We start from the raw sequence: 15,709 nt of genomic DNA on the forward strand, positions 1-15,709 counted from the left end.
GGAACTGTTATCAGCTGGCCCCGATTGTTGTCATTCCGTTATCGCGCCGTTGCGAAATCGTTATTGAGACATCGAAACATGACGAAACGGGGCGAGATACCTTATCGCACTGCGCCCCATCACACTGTCCTCAATCGCACTGTGTACCCCATCGCACTGCGCTCCATCACACTGTGTACCCCATCGCACTGCGCCCCATCACACTGTGTACCCCATCGCACTGCGCCCCATCGGACCGCCCGCGTACGTTTACTGCGGCTTCAGTACCCCTTACCTCACCAAACGTACGCTTACCGCCGCTCAGTGTACGTTTACCGAGATAACAGGGCGCGAAACCCCATCGTATATCCTGCATCAGTAGCTCTTTGATGAATTGACTACCCCTCAGTCCCGCCGGGCCAGCTCCCCTGACAAGGGGAGCCATATAAATCAACGGACTTACGACGCGGCACACAAGCGTACGTTTGGCGAGATGAGTGAAGCCGAACTTGTAGGCGATGCACAAAATCGCACGCCGGACTTCTCCACTCCGCACAACGCGGCATCACCTACGCCAGCGTAACCTCTGTGAATAGCATGGCCGGGGAACCATCGTATGCGACACCGACCGAACGAACAGTGCTGCGGCATAGCACGCCAGCTATCGCACATAACAGCACACAACCATAACTTCACATAGCCCTACAGCCCACTTCCACAGTCATGATGAACGGCCACTTCACTCGGCAATCATCAATTAAGGAACAACAGCGCACATGCTCACCGAATACACCACCCCCGGCGAATCGATCGTGGTTCGCGACGATCAGACCATCTATTCCCTGCTCACCGACCGCATCGCCCGCACTGGCGAGGACACCGTGATCGCCGCCAGAAAACTCGGCCCCGGACACTGGCAGAACGTGACCACCGGCGAATTCCACAAAAGCGTGACCTCCGCAGCCAAAGGCCTGATCGCACTGGGCATCGGCAAGGGCGACGCAGTGACCATCTTCTCCTCCACCCGCCTCGAATGGGGCATTCTTGACTTCGCGCTGGCTGCGATCGGCGCGGTGAGCGTGCCGATCTACGACACGGATTCCGCCTCGCAGGCGCAGCGCATCATGAACGATTCCTCGGTCAAACTCGCCGTGGCGGACAATCGCGAACGCTTCGACCGTCTCGATTCCGTCAAGGACCACTGCCCCACGCTGCGGCAGATCCTGATGTTCGACGGCAATGCGCTGGGCGCGCTGGAAGGCTTGGGCGTGACCGTTTCCGACGAGGAGCTTCAAGAGCGCGTGGCTTCCGTGCACACCGACGATCTGGCGACGATCGTGTACACGTCCGGCTCGACCGGCAACCCGAAGGGCGCGGAGCTGACGCATAAGAACTTCGTCTCGATCACGATTGCCGCCTCCCAGGCCCTGCATGAGATGATTCTCGACGACCATCCGCGCCTGCTGCTGTTCCTGCCGCTCGCCCACTGCTTCGCCCGGTTCATCCAGTACGCGTCGATTGCCTCCGACGATGGCGTGGTCGGCTATCTGCCGGACACCAAGTCCCTGCTGCCCGACTTGCGATCCTTCGAGCCGACGTATCTGCTCGGCGTGCCGCGCGTGTTCGAAAAGGTCTACAACGCCGCTTCCCGCAAGGCCGGCACCGGCTGGAAAGGACGGCTGTTCGCCAAGGCCGCGGAGGCCGCGCGCACATGGAGCCGCAAGGAGCAGGCCGGCGAGAAGCATACGCTGGCCGAGATCGCCGACCGCGCCAAGTACGAGGCTCTCGTGTACCGCACGGTTCGCAGCGCACTGGGACCGAAGATCAAGTACGTGGCCTGCGGCGGCGCTCCGCTGTCGTTGGATCTGGCGCACTTCTACAACGGCATCGGCCTGCCGATGATCCAGGGCTACGGCATGACCGAGACGGCGGCGCCGTTCGCCGCCACGCGCGTGACCGACAACGTGATCGGCACGGTCGGCCAGCCCGCACCCGGTTCGTCGATTCGCATCTCCGACGAGGGCGAGCTGCAGGTCAAGGGCCCGAACGTGTTCCGCGGATACCACAATCTGCCGGAGAAGACAGCCGAGGCGTTCACCGCCGACGGATGGCTGCGCACCGGCGATCTGGCGGAGATCGACGATGCGGGACGCATCACCATCACCGGGCGCATCAAGGACATCATCATCACGGCCGGCGGCAAGAACGTCTCCCCCATTCCGCTGGAGGAGGAGATCGCCAAGTGCCCGATCGTGGAGCACTGCGTGGTAGTGGGCGATCGCAGGCCGTTCATCGGCGCATTGGTGACGCTTGACCCGGAGTCGCTCGCCGTGTGGCTGCCTGCGCATGGGCTGTCCGTCGAAACTCCGGTGGATCGCCTGGCCGCGAACGCGGCGGTGCGCGAGGAAATCCAGCAGTATGTGGACAAGGCGAATTCCACGGTGTCGCGCGCCGAGTCCGTGCGCAAGTTCGCGGTGCTGGATACGCAGTTCACGCAGGATAACAAGTGCCTGACGCCATCGCTGAAGGTGGTGCGCCCGGCGGTGAACCGCGTCTTCGCCGATGTGATCGACAGCGAAATCTACAACGGCAAGCGGTGAAAGGGCTGCAGGGCTGGGGTGTTGCAGGGCCTGCAGGGCTGAGGGGCTACAAGCTGAAGGACTGAAGAGCCTGCAGAGCCCGAGGGATGAGGACTGAGAGCCCGGCAGGCTGAAAGGCTGAGGAACACCGCTCGAGGGACAAAGCAAACCTCACCGGGACAGGTTTCATGCCCCGATATCTCAGGGAAGGCGCATTGGGGTACGGGGACAGGCTTACTTGTCTCCGTACCCCAATATGCACGTCATTTATCCTTCAGAGACAGATTGTCCTGTCCCTGTAACTCGACAAAGATGGAAATCGCCTTCAGAGACAAGCTTTCCGGTCCCTGAAACTCTGTAAGGACAAAAACCGGCTTTCAGAGACAGGTTGCGTTGTCCCTGAAGCCCAATAAGCGCAGAAATCACCTTCCGGGACGGACTTTCTTGTCCCTGTAGGCCTGTACGCACGCCATCTGAGCTACAGGGACGGGTTTTCTTGTCTCTGTAGGATGAAACAGCGCTTTTGGGACTACAGGGACAATATCCCCTCGAGCGAGCGACGAACGCAATCTGAAGAATCGTTGGAAATCCAACGATTCTCAATCGGTATATGAGGGATTACGTGCCGCTGGCCGCCGAAAACCTGTCCCTGTAACTCAAAAGGGGCGGAAATCGGCTTCAGAGACAGGTTGCGTTGTCCCGGAAACCCGACAAGCGCAGAAACCGGCTTTCAGGGACAAGCTTTCTTGCTCCCGAAGCTCACCATGCACGTTCTTGAAGAAATCAGGACACAGATATTCATGTCCCTGTAGTTCAACAAAGGTGGAATCGGCTTCAAAGACAGATTATCCCCGTCCTAGTAGCTTGAATGCGTACGATTACGAACGGCGAGATACATCTATCAAGAAAAACACCAACTTAAGCAACCTAAATCCATCAGATATTATTTTTTTACAGCATAAGGTATTATTTTTTTATGCATCATATGATAAAATTACCATCATGATTCTATCAAACGCTCGATACGTAGCCCGACCGCTAGCACAGGTACTCCGCCAATGCCCAAGCAAAGTCGCAGTACTGGAGGGAGCGCGAGCAGTCGGCAAAACCATGCTTGTCCAAACGGAATTGCCAGACGGCTACCATTATGAGACGCTCGCCGACAAACGGACATTTGATTACGCCTCATCACGCTTAGATGAATGGGTTGACTCATTGCCTATGCCTTGCATTATCGACGAAGCTCAACGTATTCCTGACTTGCCTCTATCCGTCAAGAGAGTAATCGACAAGCAAACAGGTTCCACCCCATTTTTCATTCTTACAGGTTCTGCATCAATCACCAGAGATGGGCTAGATGGACAGGACCCCCTTACCCGTCGTTCCCTGCGTTACACTTTATATCCTCTGACACGCAGAGAAATCAATAAAAATACTGATACTAGCATCATTGATTTATTGTGGAACGGTACTCCAAATACGAACTATCATTCAGAGACCAATAGGGCTACACTAGTCAGGTATATGACTACAGGAGGGTTCCCCTCGTATGCAATGCCCTCTATGCCTATTGCAGAAAACGACTTGCGCCTTTCCATACGAACGGATATCGATAATGTGTTGGGCGACACCATACTACCCGGAGAACGGCTGGACAGAGCAATAGCTGATGCCATACTCAAAGAGCTACTTGCCGTTCCCGGCGGAATCTTGAATGTAAAAAGAATATCCGATACCGTTCATTCGAATCCTGCCACCATTGAGCGATACATCAGTATTTTTATGCGCCGATTCCTAATCTCTGCCTTACCGAACCTGCGCTCAGCACCTGGTAAGCAACTGTTTACTCGCGCGAAAATACATCCAGTAGATACATCGTTCAGTGTCGAGACAATACGGCAATCCGGCAGAGATTTTCACAATGATCGTGTTCTGTTCGGCGAACTTTTTGAATCATTCGCCGTCAATCAAATCATTCCGGAAATTCAATGGTCCAATATACACCCGGACGCTTTCTACTGGCGGGAAACCGGCAATAAACCCAAAGAGGTTGACCTCGTGTTGTTGCACGATGATCAGCTTATTGCATTGGAAATGAAATCCAACAATACCGTGGACCGCAAAGATTTTGCGGGTATTGCTGCATTGCGTGACAGTGATAAGCGCTTCCACCGAGGCTACGTCTTATATACCGGAGATAAAGTGCAGCAATTCACCGACAACATATGGGCTGTGCCAATTTCAGCATTGTGGGACAGCGACGGATTCCAAGCAGCCGGCTTGGATGCTGAACATTCCTCAGTGTCGATTCCGTCACCTTTGCTTATTCAGCAGCCGTCCGACACTGATGTGTCAGCCCATGTCAATGCTCCTACTGATGCCAATCTGTTTTTAAGTTACTGTCATGCAGACAATGACCACCTCAGTGGTGCAATCCTTCAATTTGTAAATGATATTATCGGCGAATACAATTATGAGACCGGCAATACGCTCGGGCTATTCGTCGATAAGACCTCTATAAACTGGGACGAAGATTGGCGTCAAGCACTTGATCGAGGTATCGGTAATGCGAATATCATTCTCCCGATAATTACTCCCAGATATGTACGTAGCGAGGCCTGCCGCAAAGAACTGCTGGATTTCAATACTCGTGTCACGGAACATGGACCGAATCGCATTCTTCCATTGATACTGCAAAGCATAGAAGGCATGACCGGAATTAGCAATCGTGATCCTGTTTGGGACATCGCGCATAATCGACAGTATCTACTAGTGGGCGATTTGCGTTTAATGTCTACTGAAGATCGTCAAAAAAGAATCCTTGAAATCGTGAAAGAACTTCGTAATGTAATCGAGGATATTAATACTCAATCGCAATCTGATGACATATCAGAGTCAGTTGTGAGCAAGCCGGAGGAAAACGACACACCGGATTTATTAGGTGCTTGGAATGAGATAAAACAACTCGTACCACAAGTTGATGTGTGCGCGCAAAAATTTGCCGTATCATTTCAAAACATCTCAAAGACATTGAGTAATCATCCCGCTCCCGCAAACGGTAATGCGTCTGTCTATTCTGCATGGGCGATACAACTATCAGAACGACTACAACCTGACATTGATTTGCTCAACAAAGCATCGGAAAACCTGTCGAAACTATGGAACAACGCCTATGCCACCATGTCTCAATACGTGGGTTTCATTCAGGGCCTTCCACAAGGAGCTCCACGCAACAACCAAATCGACAGCATCGGAGCGACATTCGATGGGTTACGCACTTCGCTGTCTATGCCTCCGGAAGTGACACAAATGCTACCCATTATTCGCATGATTGGTAATTTTGCGCGTCCCCTGCGCCCATTGGCCGATGCCATCAATCAATCATTCAATCTAATCGAGAATATGGGCACCATGACCGCTGCGTTACAGGATCAGCTTGATCGTATACCGCGATAATCGGCATTCAGTGCAGTGCACATCGGATTAACGCGAATCATCTAAGCTACCTAAGTTAAGAGCAAAGGGGCTGCTCCGGTTTCCCGGAACAGCCCCTTCCTTAGCTGCAGCAGTCAACAGCTAATCAGTGACGGTTGTCGAGACGGTGGTACATCTCGGACAGCTGCAGTTCCTTCTCGAACTGGCGGGCGGTGGTGTTCTCGTCGATGACGGCGAGCTCGACACCGGCGATGCGGGCGAAGTCCTCCCAAGCCTCACGACCGACGGAGGTGGTCATGCAGGTGTGGTGGGAGCCGCCGGCGGTGATCCAGCACTGGACGGCGGTCTTCAGGTCCGGCTTCGGCTTCCAGACGGCGCGGGCGCACGGAAGCTCCTTGAGGGAGCCCTGCGGCTCGACGACGTCGACGACGTCCATGAGCAGACGGAAGCGCTCGCGCTCGTCAGCCATGGAGACGACGACCACGTCCTTCTTCGGAGCGCCGGAGAAGACGAGGCGGACCGGGTCGGCCTTGCCGCCGATGCCCAGCGGGTGGATCTCCAGCTTCGGCTTGGCGATGGTGCCGATGGACGGGGAGACCTCGAGCATGTGGGAGCCCATGTCGAGCTCGTTGCCCTCGGTGAAGTTGTAGGAGTAGTCCTCCATGAGGGAAGCGCCACCCTCAAGGCCGTATCCCATGACGGCGCCAATGCGCACGAGGACGGCGGTCTTCCAGTCGCCTTCAGCGGAGAAGCCCCAGCCGTACTCGGACGGGAAGCGCTGCGGGCCGACGCCCGGCAGCTGCGGCAGAGCGCCGAGGTCCTCGAAGTTGTCGACGCCGGCGGTGCAGCCGTTGGCACGCATCATGTTGACCATCGCGGCCTCTTCCTTGGCGGCGATGAACAGGGAGTCGTACTTGGCGTCCAGCAGAGCCGGGTCGACGTCGTACTTGGCCTTGTAGTCCTCGATGATCTCCTTGACCTGATCGTCCTTGACGGCGTCGTAGGCAGCGACGAGCTCGTTGACGGCCCAAGTGTTGATGGAGGCGCCGAACACGCGCTCGGCTTCGGTCTTGTCGCCTTCGGTAACGGCGACGTTACGCATGTTGTCGCCCCAGCGCATGACCTTCATGTTGTTGGAGGCATCCCAGCCGGCGCAGGCGCGGGCCCAGGTGCCGACCTTCTCGGCGACTTCCGGGTCGGTGTAGTGGCCGACGACGATCTTGCGCGGAATGCCGAGGCGGGAGACGATGTAACCGAACTCACGGTCGCCGTGGGCGGCCTGGTTCAGGTTCATGAAGTCCATGTCGATGGTCTCCCACGGGATCTCCTTGTGGTGCTGGGTGGCCAGCTGCAGCAGCGGCTTGGTCAGCACTTCGAGGCCACGAATCCACATCTTGGCCGGGGAGAAGGTGTGGCACCAGGTGATGACACCGATGACGTTCGGGTTGGCGGAGGCTTCGACCATGAACTGCTTAACGCCGTCGGAGGACTTCAGGGTCGGCTTCAGGACGATCTTGGCCGGGATCTTGCCGGTCTTGTTCAGGTAGTCGACCATTTCGGCGGAGTGTTCGGCGACCTGACGCAGGGCTTCCTCGCCGTACAGGTCCTGGGAACCGACGCCGAACCAGATTTCCTTGCCCTCAAAGGGGTTTTCCATAACCATAGGGTTACTTCCTTTACTTCGTTGTTTATGGGGTTTTGTTTAAGCTAAATCAGTGCTGGCCGTAGACGTTCTGGTAGCGGTCGTTCAGCTTATCGATATCGGCCTGGTCGATCTCGATGATGTCGCCGAGCTGACGGGCGGCCCACATGGTGTGAGCGACCTCCTCAGTCATGGCGGCGGCCTTGACGGCGCCTTCAGCATCCTTGCCGATCGTGAACGGGCCATGGTTCTGCATGAGGACGGCCGGGGACTTCGGGTACTTCTTCAGGGTCTCCACGACACCCTCGCCAATGGCCTCGGAACCGATCAGACGGAACGGGCCAACCGGCACCGGGCCGCCGAACTCGTCACCCATCATGGTCAGGCCGCACGGAATGTTCTGGCCGGTGGCCGCCCAGGCGGTGGCGTAGGTGGAGTGGGTGTGCACCACACCGTACACGTCAGGCATGTTGCGGTAGATGTACGCGTGGGATGCGGTGTCGGAGGACGGGGCCTCGGTGCCGTCGACCACGTTGCCGTCGAGATCGACGACGACCATCGAGTTCGGGGTCAGGTTCTCGTAGCGCACGCCGGAAGGCTTGATGACGAACAGGTCGGCGGTGTGCAGACGCTGGGAGACGTTGCCTGCGGTCCACACGACCAGGTTCCACTTGATGAGCTGCTGGTGCAGGTTCGAGACGACTTCACGAACCTGCTTGACCTCGGCACGGACCTCAGGACCGTAATCAGCCAAAGTTGCCATTGTTGGTTTTCCTTTCCACTGTGATGGATGGACGTTTGTTGAAATATTGTGGATATGGACGGCCTGATGGCCGGCTGGATTTTCTTCCGCTACCCCTCAGACCGCTTACAGCGGCCAGCTCCCCTGACAAGGGGAGCCTGAGCTGCAGGATTACTTGTCTTCGAGATCGATGGTCTCGATGGCGGTGTGCTCGATGGGCAGGCCCTTGGTGAAACGCTCGAAGAAGTTCTCGAAGCCGACCACGTCGGAAGCCTCAGGGGTCTCGGTGACGGACTTGGCGTCCTTGAAGACGCAGCCGTCGAGGAAGTCGGCGAGGTTGGTGTGCTCCTCGTTGGTGTTCCACAGGTAGTTGGCGAGCACGGCCATACCCCATGCGCCACCTTCGGCAGCGGTGGACATGACCTTGATCGGGGTGTTGAAGGCGGCGGCTAGGATCTTCTGGGCGACCTTCGGAGTAGTGAAGATGCCGCCGTGACCCACGAGGGAGTCGATCTGCACGTGTTCCTGCTTGGTCATGACGTCCATGCCGATCTTGACCGGGGAGAACGCGGAGAACAGCTGGGCGCGCATGAAGTTGCCGAGGGTCATGTGGGCCTCGGGGCTGCGGGCGAACAGCGGGCGGCCTTCGGGCAGGCCGGCGAGGAATTCACCGGAGCGGAACGGGTAGTTGAGCAGGCCGCCGCAGTTGGCATCCACATCGTCCGCGATGGCGGAGCGGAACAGGGCGCCGTAGAGCGTGCCGGCGTCCACGGGACTGCCGATGGCCTTGGCGAATTCGCCGAACAGGCCGACCCATGCGTTGAGGTCGGAGGTGAAGTTGTTGGCGTGGCTCATGCCGGCCAAATCGCCGGCCGGGGTGGTGACAAGGTCGACTTCGGGATGCAGCGCCTTGAGCTTGCGCTCGAGCACGACCATCGCGAAGATGGAGGTGCCGGCGGAGACGTTGCCGGTGCGCACGCGCACGGAGTTGGTGGCCACCATGCCGGTGCCGGCGTCGCCTTCCGGCGGGGCGAGCACGACGCCGGGCTCCAACGTGCCGGTCGGGTCGAGGAGCTTGGCGCCTTCCTCGGTCAGCTCGCCGGCCGGGGTGCCGGCCACAAGCGGGGTGGGCAGCAGGTTCTCGAGCTTCCACGGCTGGGCGGCGACCTCGGGCAGGGCGTCGAACTTCTCGATGAATTCGGTCTCGTAGGTGTGGGTGGTCGGATCGATCGGGAACATGCCGGAGGCATCGCCCACGCCGAGCACCTTCTTGCCGGTGAGCTTCCAGTGCACATAACCGGCCAGGGTGGTGAAGTAGGCGACCTTGCCGACGTGCTCTTCCTTGTTGAGCACCGCCTGATACAGGTGTGCGATGGACCAGCGCTCGGGGATGTTGTACTGGAACAGCTCGGAGAGCTTCTGGTGGGCTTCGGAGGTGTTGGTGTTCTGCCAGGTGCGGAACGGCACGAGCAGCTCGCCGTTCTCGTCGAAGGCGAGGTAACCATGCATCATGGCGGAGAAGCCGATGTGGCCGATACGGGTAAGCTTCTCGCCGTACGCGGTCTCGACATCGTTGGCCATGGAGGCGTAGGCGGACTGCAGACCACCCCAAATCTCCTTGGTGGAGTAGCTCCACAGGCCGTCTTCCAGATGGGATGCCCAGCTGTAATCGCCGGAGGCGATGGTGTGGAAGGTGTCGTCAATCAGGACTGCCTTGATTCGGGTGGAACCGAATTCGATACCCAGCGTGGTCTTGCCCGCGCGGATCTTCTCGGCGATGTTAGCGACCTGTTCGGCCGCGTTGTCGATTGCTGCCATATCTTTCCTTACGCCGTGGAGCACCAAGGGGTTCCTTCCCCTTCCTTGGGGTTTTTGTTAGCGCTCACAATTTCCAGAAAACAATGTACCGATAACTGGGGTTCAACACAACTTATAGCGTTGTGTCGTAGATAACGGTTCGATAACGTGCGCTACCGGCGCGGGGCGGGGCCGAGCGAACTGCGGGCCTTGACCTTGGCCGGAATAAGCCCCACTCCATGCTGATTGGTCAGGAACACCGGCTCGTGTCCCTCCCCCAGCAGACGCAGGGTCTCGCGCATGGCCACACCGCCCAATGCCTCGAAGTCAGGCTGCACCGTGGTCAGCGGCGGATAGAGGTTATCCATGCCCGGCATGTCGTCGAAACCGACCACGCTGATGTCCTGCGGGATGCGCAGCTTGTGCTCATGCAGCGAGCGGATGATGCCCACCGCCTGATTGTCGTTTGCGGAGACCACGGCAGTGGGCAGCGGCGCGCCTTTCATGCCGTATTCGTCAAGCAGATGGTTCATCTGTGCATAGGATTCGTCCGAATTCCACGTATGGCAGCGGACGATCTGCGAATCGATGGAATGCATCGCGGAGAGCTTGCGCCATGCGTCAAGACGCGTATGCGCATCGCGCCACTCGTTTGGTCCGGCGAAGTACAGCGCCGACTTGTGCCCGTATTCGCTCATCATTCCCACGATTCTGGCCATAGCATCCCATTGGTCGATGCCGACCAGTGCCGTCCGGCGCTTGTTGTCCGTGGAGATCAGGCTCAGCCCCTCGCGCACGGTCATCTGCCCGTGCGTGGAGGTCACGATGACGCGCGGCTGGTTGACCTTGGCCCGGCAGGCCGCCGCGAACATCACATCAGTGGGCGTCAGGAAAATGAAGGCATCCACGTTCTGTTCGATGAACGTATCGCAGAGATTGTCGAATTCCGCCTGCGTGCACAATGCCTCATGCACCATCATCACGCTCATGAACAGGCCATGCTCGCGCGCGATGGATTCGATGGAGGTGATGGCGGAAATCGGCCCGAAGAACTTCATACCGCCGGCGATCAGGCCAATGGTGCGCGATCGGTGGGAGGCGAGCGCCCGGGCGGAGTTGGAAGGGCGGTAGCCGAGCTGATCCACGGCTGCCTGCACCTTGGCGCGCGTGGCATCCGAGACGTCCGGCGAATTGTTGATCACACGGGACACCGTCTGATGGCTCACTCCAGCCAGTTTGGCCACTTCGAACATGGAAGGACGTTTATTGATTGCGCGGTTGGCCACCATACCACCTGAACCTTTCCGCAGTCGCCGGCATCCTGTGCACGAACCTACGATGCTGTTGGTAGAGACTTTAGCGCGTTGCGCTGATTTGGACGTGAACGCTCACAGCATCGTGTCGCGCCGCAACCGGCATGCTCAGGTGAGGTGCCAGCTGACGCGATGCAATGGCGTCGGCCCGTGCTTGGCGATGGCCGCGCGATGGGCGGCGGAACCATAGCCCTTGTTATGATCCCACCCGTACGGCGCGTATCGCGGATCGCTGTGTGCGAGCTCAACCATCAGCCGGTCTCGCGTCACTTTGGCGATCACCGCGGCCGTGGCCACCGTGGCGCAATGCTGGTCGCCTTTGACTTTGGTGGTGACTGTGGCCGGAATCGGCACTTCCGGCGCGTCGAAGGTACCTAGTGTTTTGGTGATGTAGTCGTTTGGGCCATCGAGGATTGCGCCGACCGTGATGGGCCTCCCCTCAGTCGCCTGCGGCGCCAGCTCCCCTCCAGAGGGGAGCCAATAAGTATCAGGCAATTGCAGTCCGAGCCGGTGCTCGACTTGGGTCAGCGCGCGCAACGACGCGACGCCGAGGGCATGGCTGATACCCACTCGTCTATTCGGCGTTGCTGGCCTGTCCGACAGCCAGGCAGCGCACCAATCGCACAATTCCTCATAGATGGCTTCGCGACGATGTTCGGTGAGCATCTTGGAATCGGCCCACCCGCCGGGCACATCAAGCCTTTCGCCATCATCGGCAGCGGTCAGATCGCGCGACCAGATGGCCGCACACCCCACCATGACCGGGCCGGCGAGCGCGCCTCGGCCGACTTCATCGAAACCGACGACCAGGTCATAGCCTTGGGCGGCGAGGCTCTGTTCGAGCTCAAGGGTCGGGGTGATCACTGCGGGATGTTCCTTTCGATTGCCTGATATTCGGGTCGACACCGTGCTGTCGTTATGGTTGCGTCGGCGTTATGGCTGTGTCGGCGTTATAGACATGTCATGGCCTTGTCTCATCCGTGTCTTATCCATGTCATGCACAGCACCGGCTGAGCGTCTTACGGGATGCGAATCGGCATAGACGCGGAACCGGTTCAGGAAGCCGAGGACGATGCGGAGGGCACGTCGGCGAACACCTCGTGATGCGCGTCAAGCATGCCGATGCGGTTCAGCGGCCAGTAGGTTACCAGACCGGTGCCGACCACATCGGAGATCGGCACCAGACCATGGTCGCCATCGTCCTGATGGTAGCGGGAGTCCGCTGAATTGGCGCGATTGTCACCCATGACGAACACGTGCCCCTCGGTCACGGTCACCGAGAAGGGGAAGGAACTGGGGTCGACGCCCGGGCGGATGTACGACGATTCGTTGACGGCCACACCGTTGATGGTGATCGGCTGGCCGGCGCCCTTGCATTCCACCACGTCACCGGGCAGTCCGATCAGTCGTTTGATGAGGAATCCGCCGCCGAGCCCGCTGCTCTGCTCCTCGGACAGCCAGTTGTTGGGATCCTTGAACACCACGATGTCACCACGCTGCAGATCGAAGTACTTCGGCGTGAGCTTGCTGGCGATCACTCGGTCGCCGGGCACGATGGTGTCCATCATAGAGCGGGAGGGAATCTCATAGAAACCGACAAGGAAGACGCGGATCAGTACTACGACCAGTACCGGGATGCCGCACCACAGGAAGAAGTCGCGCAGCGTGAAACTATTGTCGTCCTTCTTACGGGAACCAGCCGAGCCATGCGACGCGCCGCGAGCCGCCGAGGCAGCAACCAGTGCGGCAGCGCCCGCACCCGCAGCGGCGGCAATCGGCACCGCAGGCGGCACCGGCGTCACATCAACGCCATGATCGGCCACCTGAACCGTCCGCGAATCGCGAGCCAGCGATGCTTCGTCATCGTAAGGGCCGCTGAGGCAGCGTCAGCACTGGCTCCGGCGCCGGTAACGTCAGCAGCAGCCGGCATGCCGACGGAATCACCCGAATCAAATGCGCGAACGGGGCCTTCGACACCTTGCGAATGGTCGCCGGCAGCTTCGCCAATCACGGGATATGGCAGCGCCTCGTCGCCCTGGCCATGTTCATCGTTCTGCATTACGCATCCTCCGTGGGTCGTGTCCGGCACCGCATTCATCGGCACTCAGCGCGATATCTTACTTGCCCTCTACGAATTCAGCCCGAAAGCCGATGGCCTCCGGGCTGAATCTCACGCCTCATTCGCTGCGATGTGGGCGATGAACACCGTCATCATCCATGTCAGCATGCGAACAAACGTCTGATGGACGAACTCACTTGGCGGAGTTGTCGCGGCGCTCGACGATACGAGCGGCCTTACCGCGCAGGGCGCGCAGGTAGTACAGCTTGGCGCGGCGCACACGGCCCTTGCGCACGAGCTTGATGGAGTCGATGGACGGGGAGTGCAGCGGGAAGCGGCGCTCCACACCGGTACCGAAGCTGATCTTGCGGACCACGAAGGTCTCGCGCACGCCGGCACCCTGACGGGCGATCACCACACCGGTGAAGGTCTGGATACGGGAGTTGTTGCCTTCCTGGATCTTCACGTTCACGTCGACGGTGTCGCCGGGACGGAAGGCCGGGATCTCCTCGGCCGGCTTCATGTGCTTGGCGTCAAAAGCCTCAATAGCGTTAACCATTGTTATTCCTTCAGTGCTGCCGCATATCAGCCCCAGGTTTGGCGTCGCATGCCGCGCGTGCGGTCCTGCCGCGCACGACGCGCCCCATTAGCGCGAACGGATGCGATCGCTGACGTGCTTCCCTCAGGTTTGCCTCAGGGAGGCCTGCCGATCCGCCGAAAGTCAGGTATCGCGCACATCCCGCACCATAAGGCGGAACACGGCGAAACCGTTCGACTGGACCCACGGAGAAGCCGGCTTATGCGGCGGCCTGCTTCTCGACACAGCAATCGACGATTTTACGGCAACTTGCGGACACTCTCACGTATCACCAGACTGGTGGTGAGTTCGAGGTGCGTGGGCATCCCGCCGGCGGAACCTTCCAGGATCTGCATCAGGGTGGCGGCACCGAATTGCGCCATCTCACGCACGGCGTGATGCACGGTGGTCAGAGGCGGCAATAGCAGCCGGCTGGTGGGTAGATCATCGAAACCGACGACCGAAAGATCGTCCGGTATGCGAAGGCCACGCTCCCATGCCGCCGCATATACGCCGGCGGCCTGCATGTCGCCCGCCGCGAATATGGCAGTGGGCGGATTCGGCATGGACAGTAACTCGCACGCATGCTTCTTGCCGTCGTCGTACCGGAATTCACCGGAGCTGACCAATGCGGGATCCACCGTAAGCCCCGCCTGCCGCATGGCCCCGCGGAATCCGTCCAATCTGGCCGCCGCAGTCTGCAGATACGTGGGACCGCCGATGAAGGCGATGCGCGTATGGCCTTGGGCAATCAGGTATTCAGTGGCTTCGCGCACGCCGGCATAGTCGTTCGATCCCACCGTGGGCACATTCTGGGGCACATCACCAGTAGGATCGACCAGGACCGCCGGAATACCCGACCTTGCCAATCGCTCCTCGGCCTCCTTCGGGAATTCGAACAGCGGGATGATCACCCCGGCCGAGCGGCGGGCGAGCACTTCCTCAAGCCACACGCCAATGCTCCAATTATCACCGGTCCGGGCGGAGACCACTGGGACATATGGCTTCCGCAAACCAGCCAGCACACCGGAGAGAATCTCCTCGGACCATGGTGTGTCGAGGTCATCGAGCAGCAGCTCGACGATATCGGTGGTGGTCTGTTCGGTACGGCGCCGGCGACGGTATCCGTTCTTCTCCAAGAGCTGTTCGATGCGCTTGCGCGTGGCGTCGGAAACACCCGGACGATTGTTGAGCACTTTGGAGGCAGTGGAGAGCGAAACCCCTGCCTCGCGGGCAATCTGGGCCAGCTTGGCACCACCGGGCTGCGAGGCCGGCGCCCTCACCGCACCGCGCTGCGAAGATGACGTGCGCTGTGAATCCATACAAACCTCCTCCACGGCACCGCACAGGCAATACGCGATGGCACCATGCGAAATATCATCACATCCCATCATACAGGAAAAGTTTTCTAGAAACTTTCTTCTTTCTTATGAAAGATACACAATACGCAATAAACCTTGATATATCAACAAACACGCCGTATTTCACACTTCAAACACCTCGCGTTATTGTTCACAAATGAACATCGATGTTTCTCTCATAGAAAGAAAGTTTCTTGAGAGAATAACTCTTGCCTATGCAATGCA

General features: G+C 58.7%; 11 protein-coding genes. 2 read left to right on the top strand and 9 right to left on the bottom strand.

Annotation, left to right across the window (positions count from 1 at the left end; all coding sequences use genetic code 11):
* Positions 1 to 755 precede the first annotated feature (755 nt).
* Positions 756 to 2,579: an AMP-dependent synthetase/ligase gene (locus tag BREU_RS07965; RefSeq protein ID WP_044089556.1), complete on the top strand. Its 1,824-nt coding sequence runs from the start codon at positions 756 to 758 to the stop codon at positions 2,577 to 2,579.
* A 981-nt stretch (positions 2,580 to 3,560) separates the two neighbouring features.
* Positions 3,561 to 6,014: a DUF4143 domain-containing protein gene (locus BREU_RS12105; protein ID WP_161788310.1), complete on the top strand. Its 2,454-nt coding sequence runs from the start codon at positions 3,561 to 3,563 to the stop codon at positions 6,012 to 6,014.
* A 124-nt stretch (positions 6,015 to 6,138) separates the two neighbouring features.
* Here BREU_RS12105 and araA read toward each other — a convergent pair whose 3' ends face one another.
* From araA to BREU_RS08015, 9 genes are all read right to left on the bottom strand, one after another.
* Complete coding sequence (gene araA, locus BREU_RS07975) at positions 6,139 to 7,656, bottom strand: L-arabinose isomerase (protein ID WP_044089557.1); 1,518 nt, start codon at positions 7,654 to 7,656, stop codon at positions 6,139 to 6,141.
* A gap of 49 nt (positions 7,657 to 7,705) precedes the next feature.
* Positions 7,706 to 8,398, bottom strand: coding sequence for an L-ribulose-5-phosphate 4-epimerase (locus BREU_RS07980; protein WP_044089558.1), 693 nt, complete (start codon positions 8,396 to 8,398; stop codon positions 7,706 to 7,708).
* Positions 8,399 to 8,548: 150 nt separating this feature from the next.
* Positions 8,549 to 10,195, bottom strand: a complete 1,647-nt coding sequence (locus BREU_RS07985) for a xylulokinase (RefSeq protein ID WP_044089560.1) — start codon at positions 10,193 to 10,195, stop codon at positions 8,549 to 8,551.
* 152 nt (positions 10,196 to 10,347) lie between these two features.
* On the bottom strand, positions 10,348 to 11,427 hold the full coding sequence (locus BREU_RS07990) for a LacI family DNA-binding transcriptional regulator (RefSeq protein ID WP_375137580.1): 1,080 nt from the start codon (positions 11,425 to 11,427) through the stop codon (positions 10,348 to 10,350).
* A 168-nt stretch (positions 11,428 to 11,595) separates the two neighbouring features.
* A complete protein-coding gene (locus BREU_RS07995) occupies positions 11,596 to 12,351 on the bottom strand; it encodes a ribonuclease HII (RefSeq protein ID WP_044095899.1) in 756 nt (251 codons plus the stop codon).
* Positions 12,352 to 12,542: 191 nt separating this feature from the next.
* Entirely contained in the window at positions 12,543 to 13,337 is a 795-nt protein-coding gene (gene lepB, locus BREU_RS08000) for a signal peptidase I (RefSeq protein WP_081886620.1), read from the bottom strand.
* The gene (locus BREU_RS08005) at positions 13,286 to 13,546 is read right to left on the bottom strand and encodes a hypothetical protein (protein WP_044095901.1); all 261 of its coding nucleotides are present in this window, start codon (positions 13,544 to 13,546) and stop codon (positions 13,286 to 13,288) included. Before BREU_RS08005 ends, lepB begins: the two co-directional genes overlap by 52 nt.
* A gap of 193 nt (positions 13,547 to 13,739) precedes the next feature.
* On the bottom strand, positions 13,740 to 14,105 hold the full coding sequence (gene rplS / locus BREU_RS08010; RefSeq protein WP_044089563.1) for a 50S ribosomal protein L19: 366 nt from the start codon (positions 14,103 to 14,105) through the stop codon (positions 13,740 to 13,742).
* A 278-nt stretch (positions 14,106 to 14,383) separates the two neighbouring features.
* On the bottom strand, positions 14,384 to 15,445 hold the full coding sequence (locus BREU_RS08015) for a LacI family DNA-binding transcriptional regulator (RefSeq protein ID WP_044089564.1): 1,062 nt from the start codon (positions 15,443 to 15,445) through the stop codon (positions 14,384 to 14,386).
* Positions 15,446 to 15,709 lie beyond the last annotated feature (264 nt).

The organism is Bifidobacterium reuteri DSM 23975 (assembly GCF_000741695.1).
Lineage (GTDB): Bacteria > Actinomycetota > Actinomycetes > Actinomycetales > Bifidobacteriaceae > Bifidobacterium > Bifidobacterium reuteri.

Bases quoted from the DNA above. Each gene is read 5' to 3' on its own strand.
- BREU_RS08005 (WP_044095901.1), bottom strand. From the start codon at position 13,546: ATGCAGAACGATGAACATGGCCAGGGCGACGAGGCGCTGCCATATCCC.
- rplS (WP_044089563.1), bottom strand. From the start codon at position 14,105: ATGGTTAACGCTATTGAGGCTTTTGACGCCAAGCACATGAAGCCGGCC.
- BREU_RS07985 (WP_044089560.1), bottom strand. From the start codon at position 10,195: ATGGCAGCAATCGACAACGCGGCCGAACAGGTCGCTAACATCGCCGAG.
- BREU_RS07965 (WP_044089556.1), top strand. From the start codon at position 756: ATGCTCACCGAATACACCACCCCCGGCGAATCGATCGTGGTTCGCGAC.
- BREU_RS12105 (WP_161788310.1), top strand. From the start codon at position 3,561: ATGATTCTATCAAACGCTCGATACGTAGCCCGACCGCTAGCACAGGTA.
- araA (WP_044089557.1), bottom strand. From the start codon at position 7,656: ATGGTTATGGAAAACCCCTTTGAGGGCAAGGAAATCTGGTTCGGCGTC.
- BREU_RS07980 (WP_044089558.1), bottom strand. From the start codon at position 8,398: ATGGCAACTTTGGCTGATTACGGTCCTGAGGTCCGTGCCGAGGTCAAG.
- BREU_RS08015 (WP_044089564.1), bottom strand. From the start codon at position 15,445: ATGGATTCACAGCGCACGTCATCTTCGCAGCGCGGTGCGGTGAGGGCG.
- BREU_RS07990 (WP_375137580.1), bottom strand. From the start codon at position 11,427: ATGTTCGAAGTGGCCAAACTGGCTGGAGTGAGCCATCAGACGGTGTCC.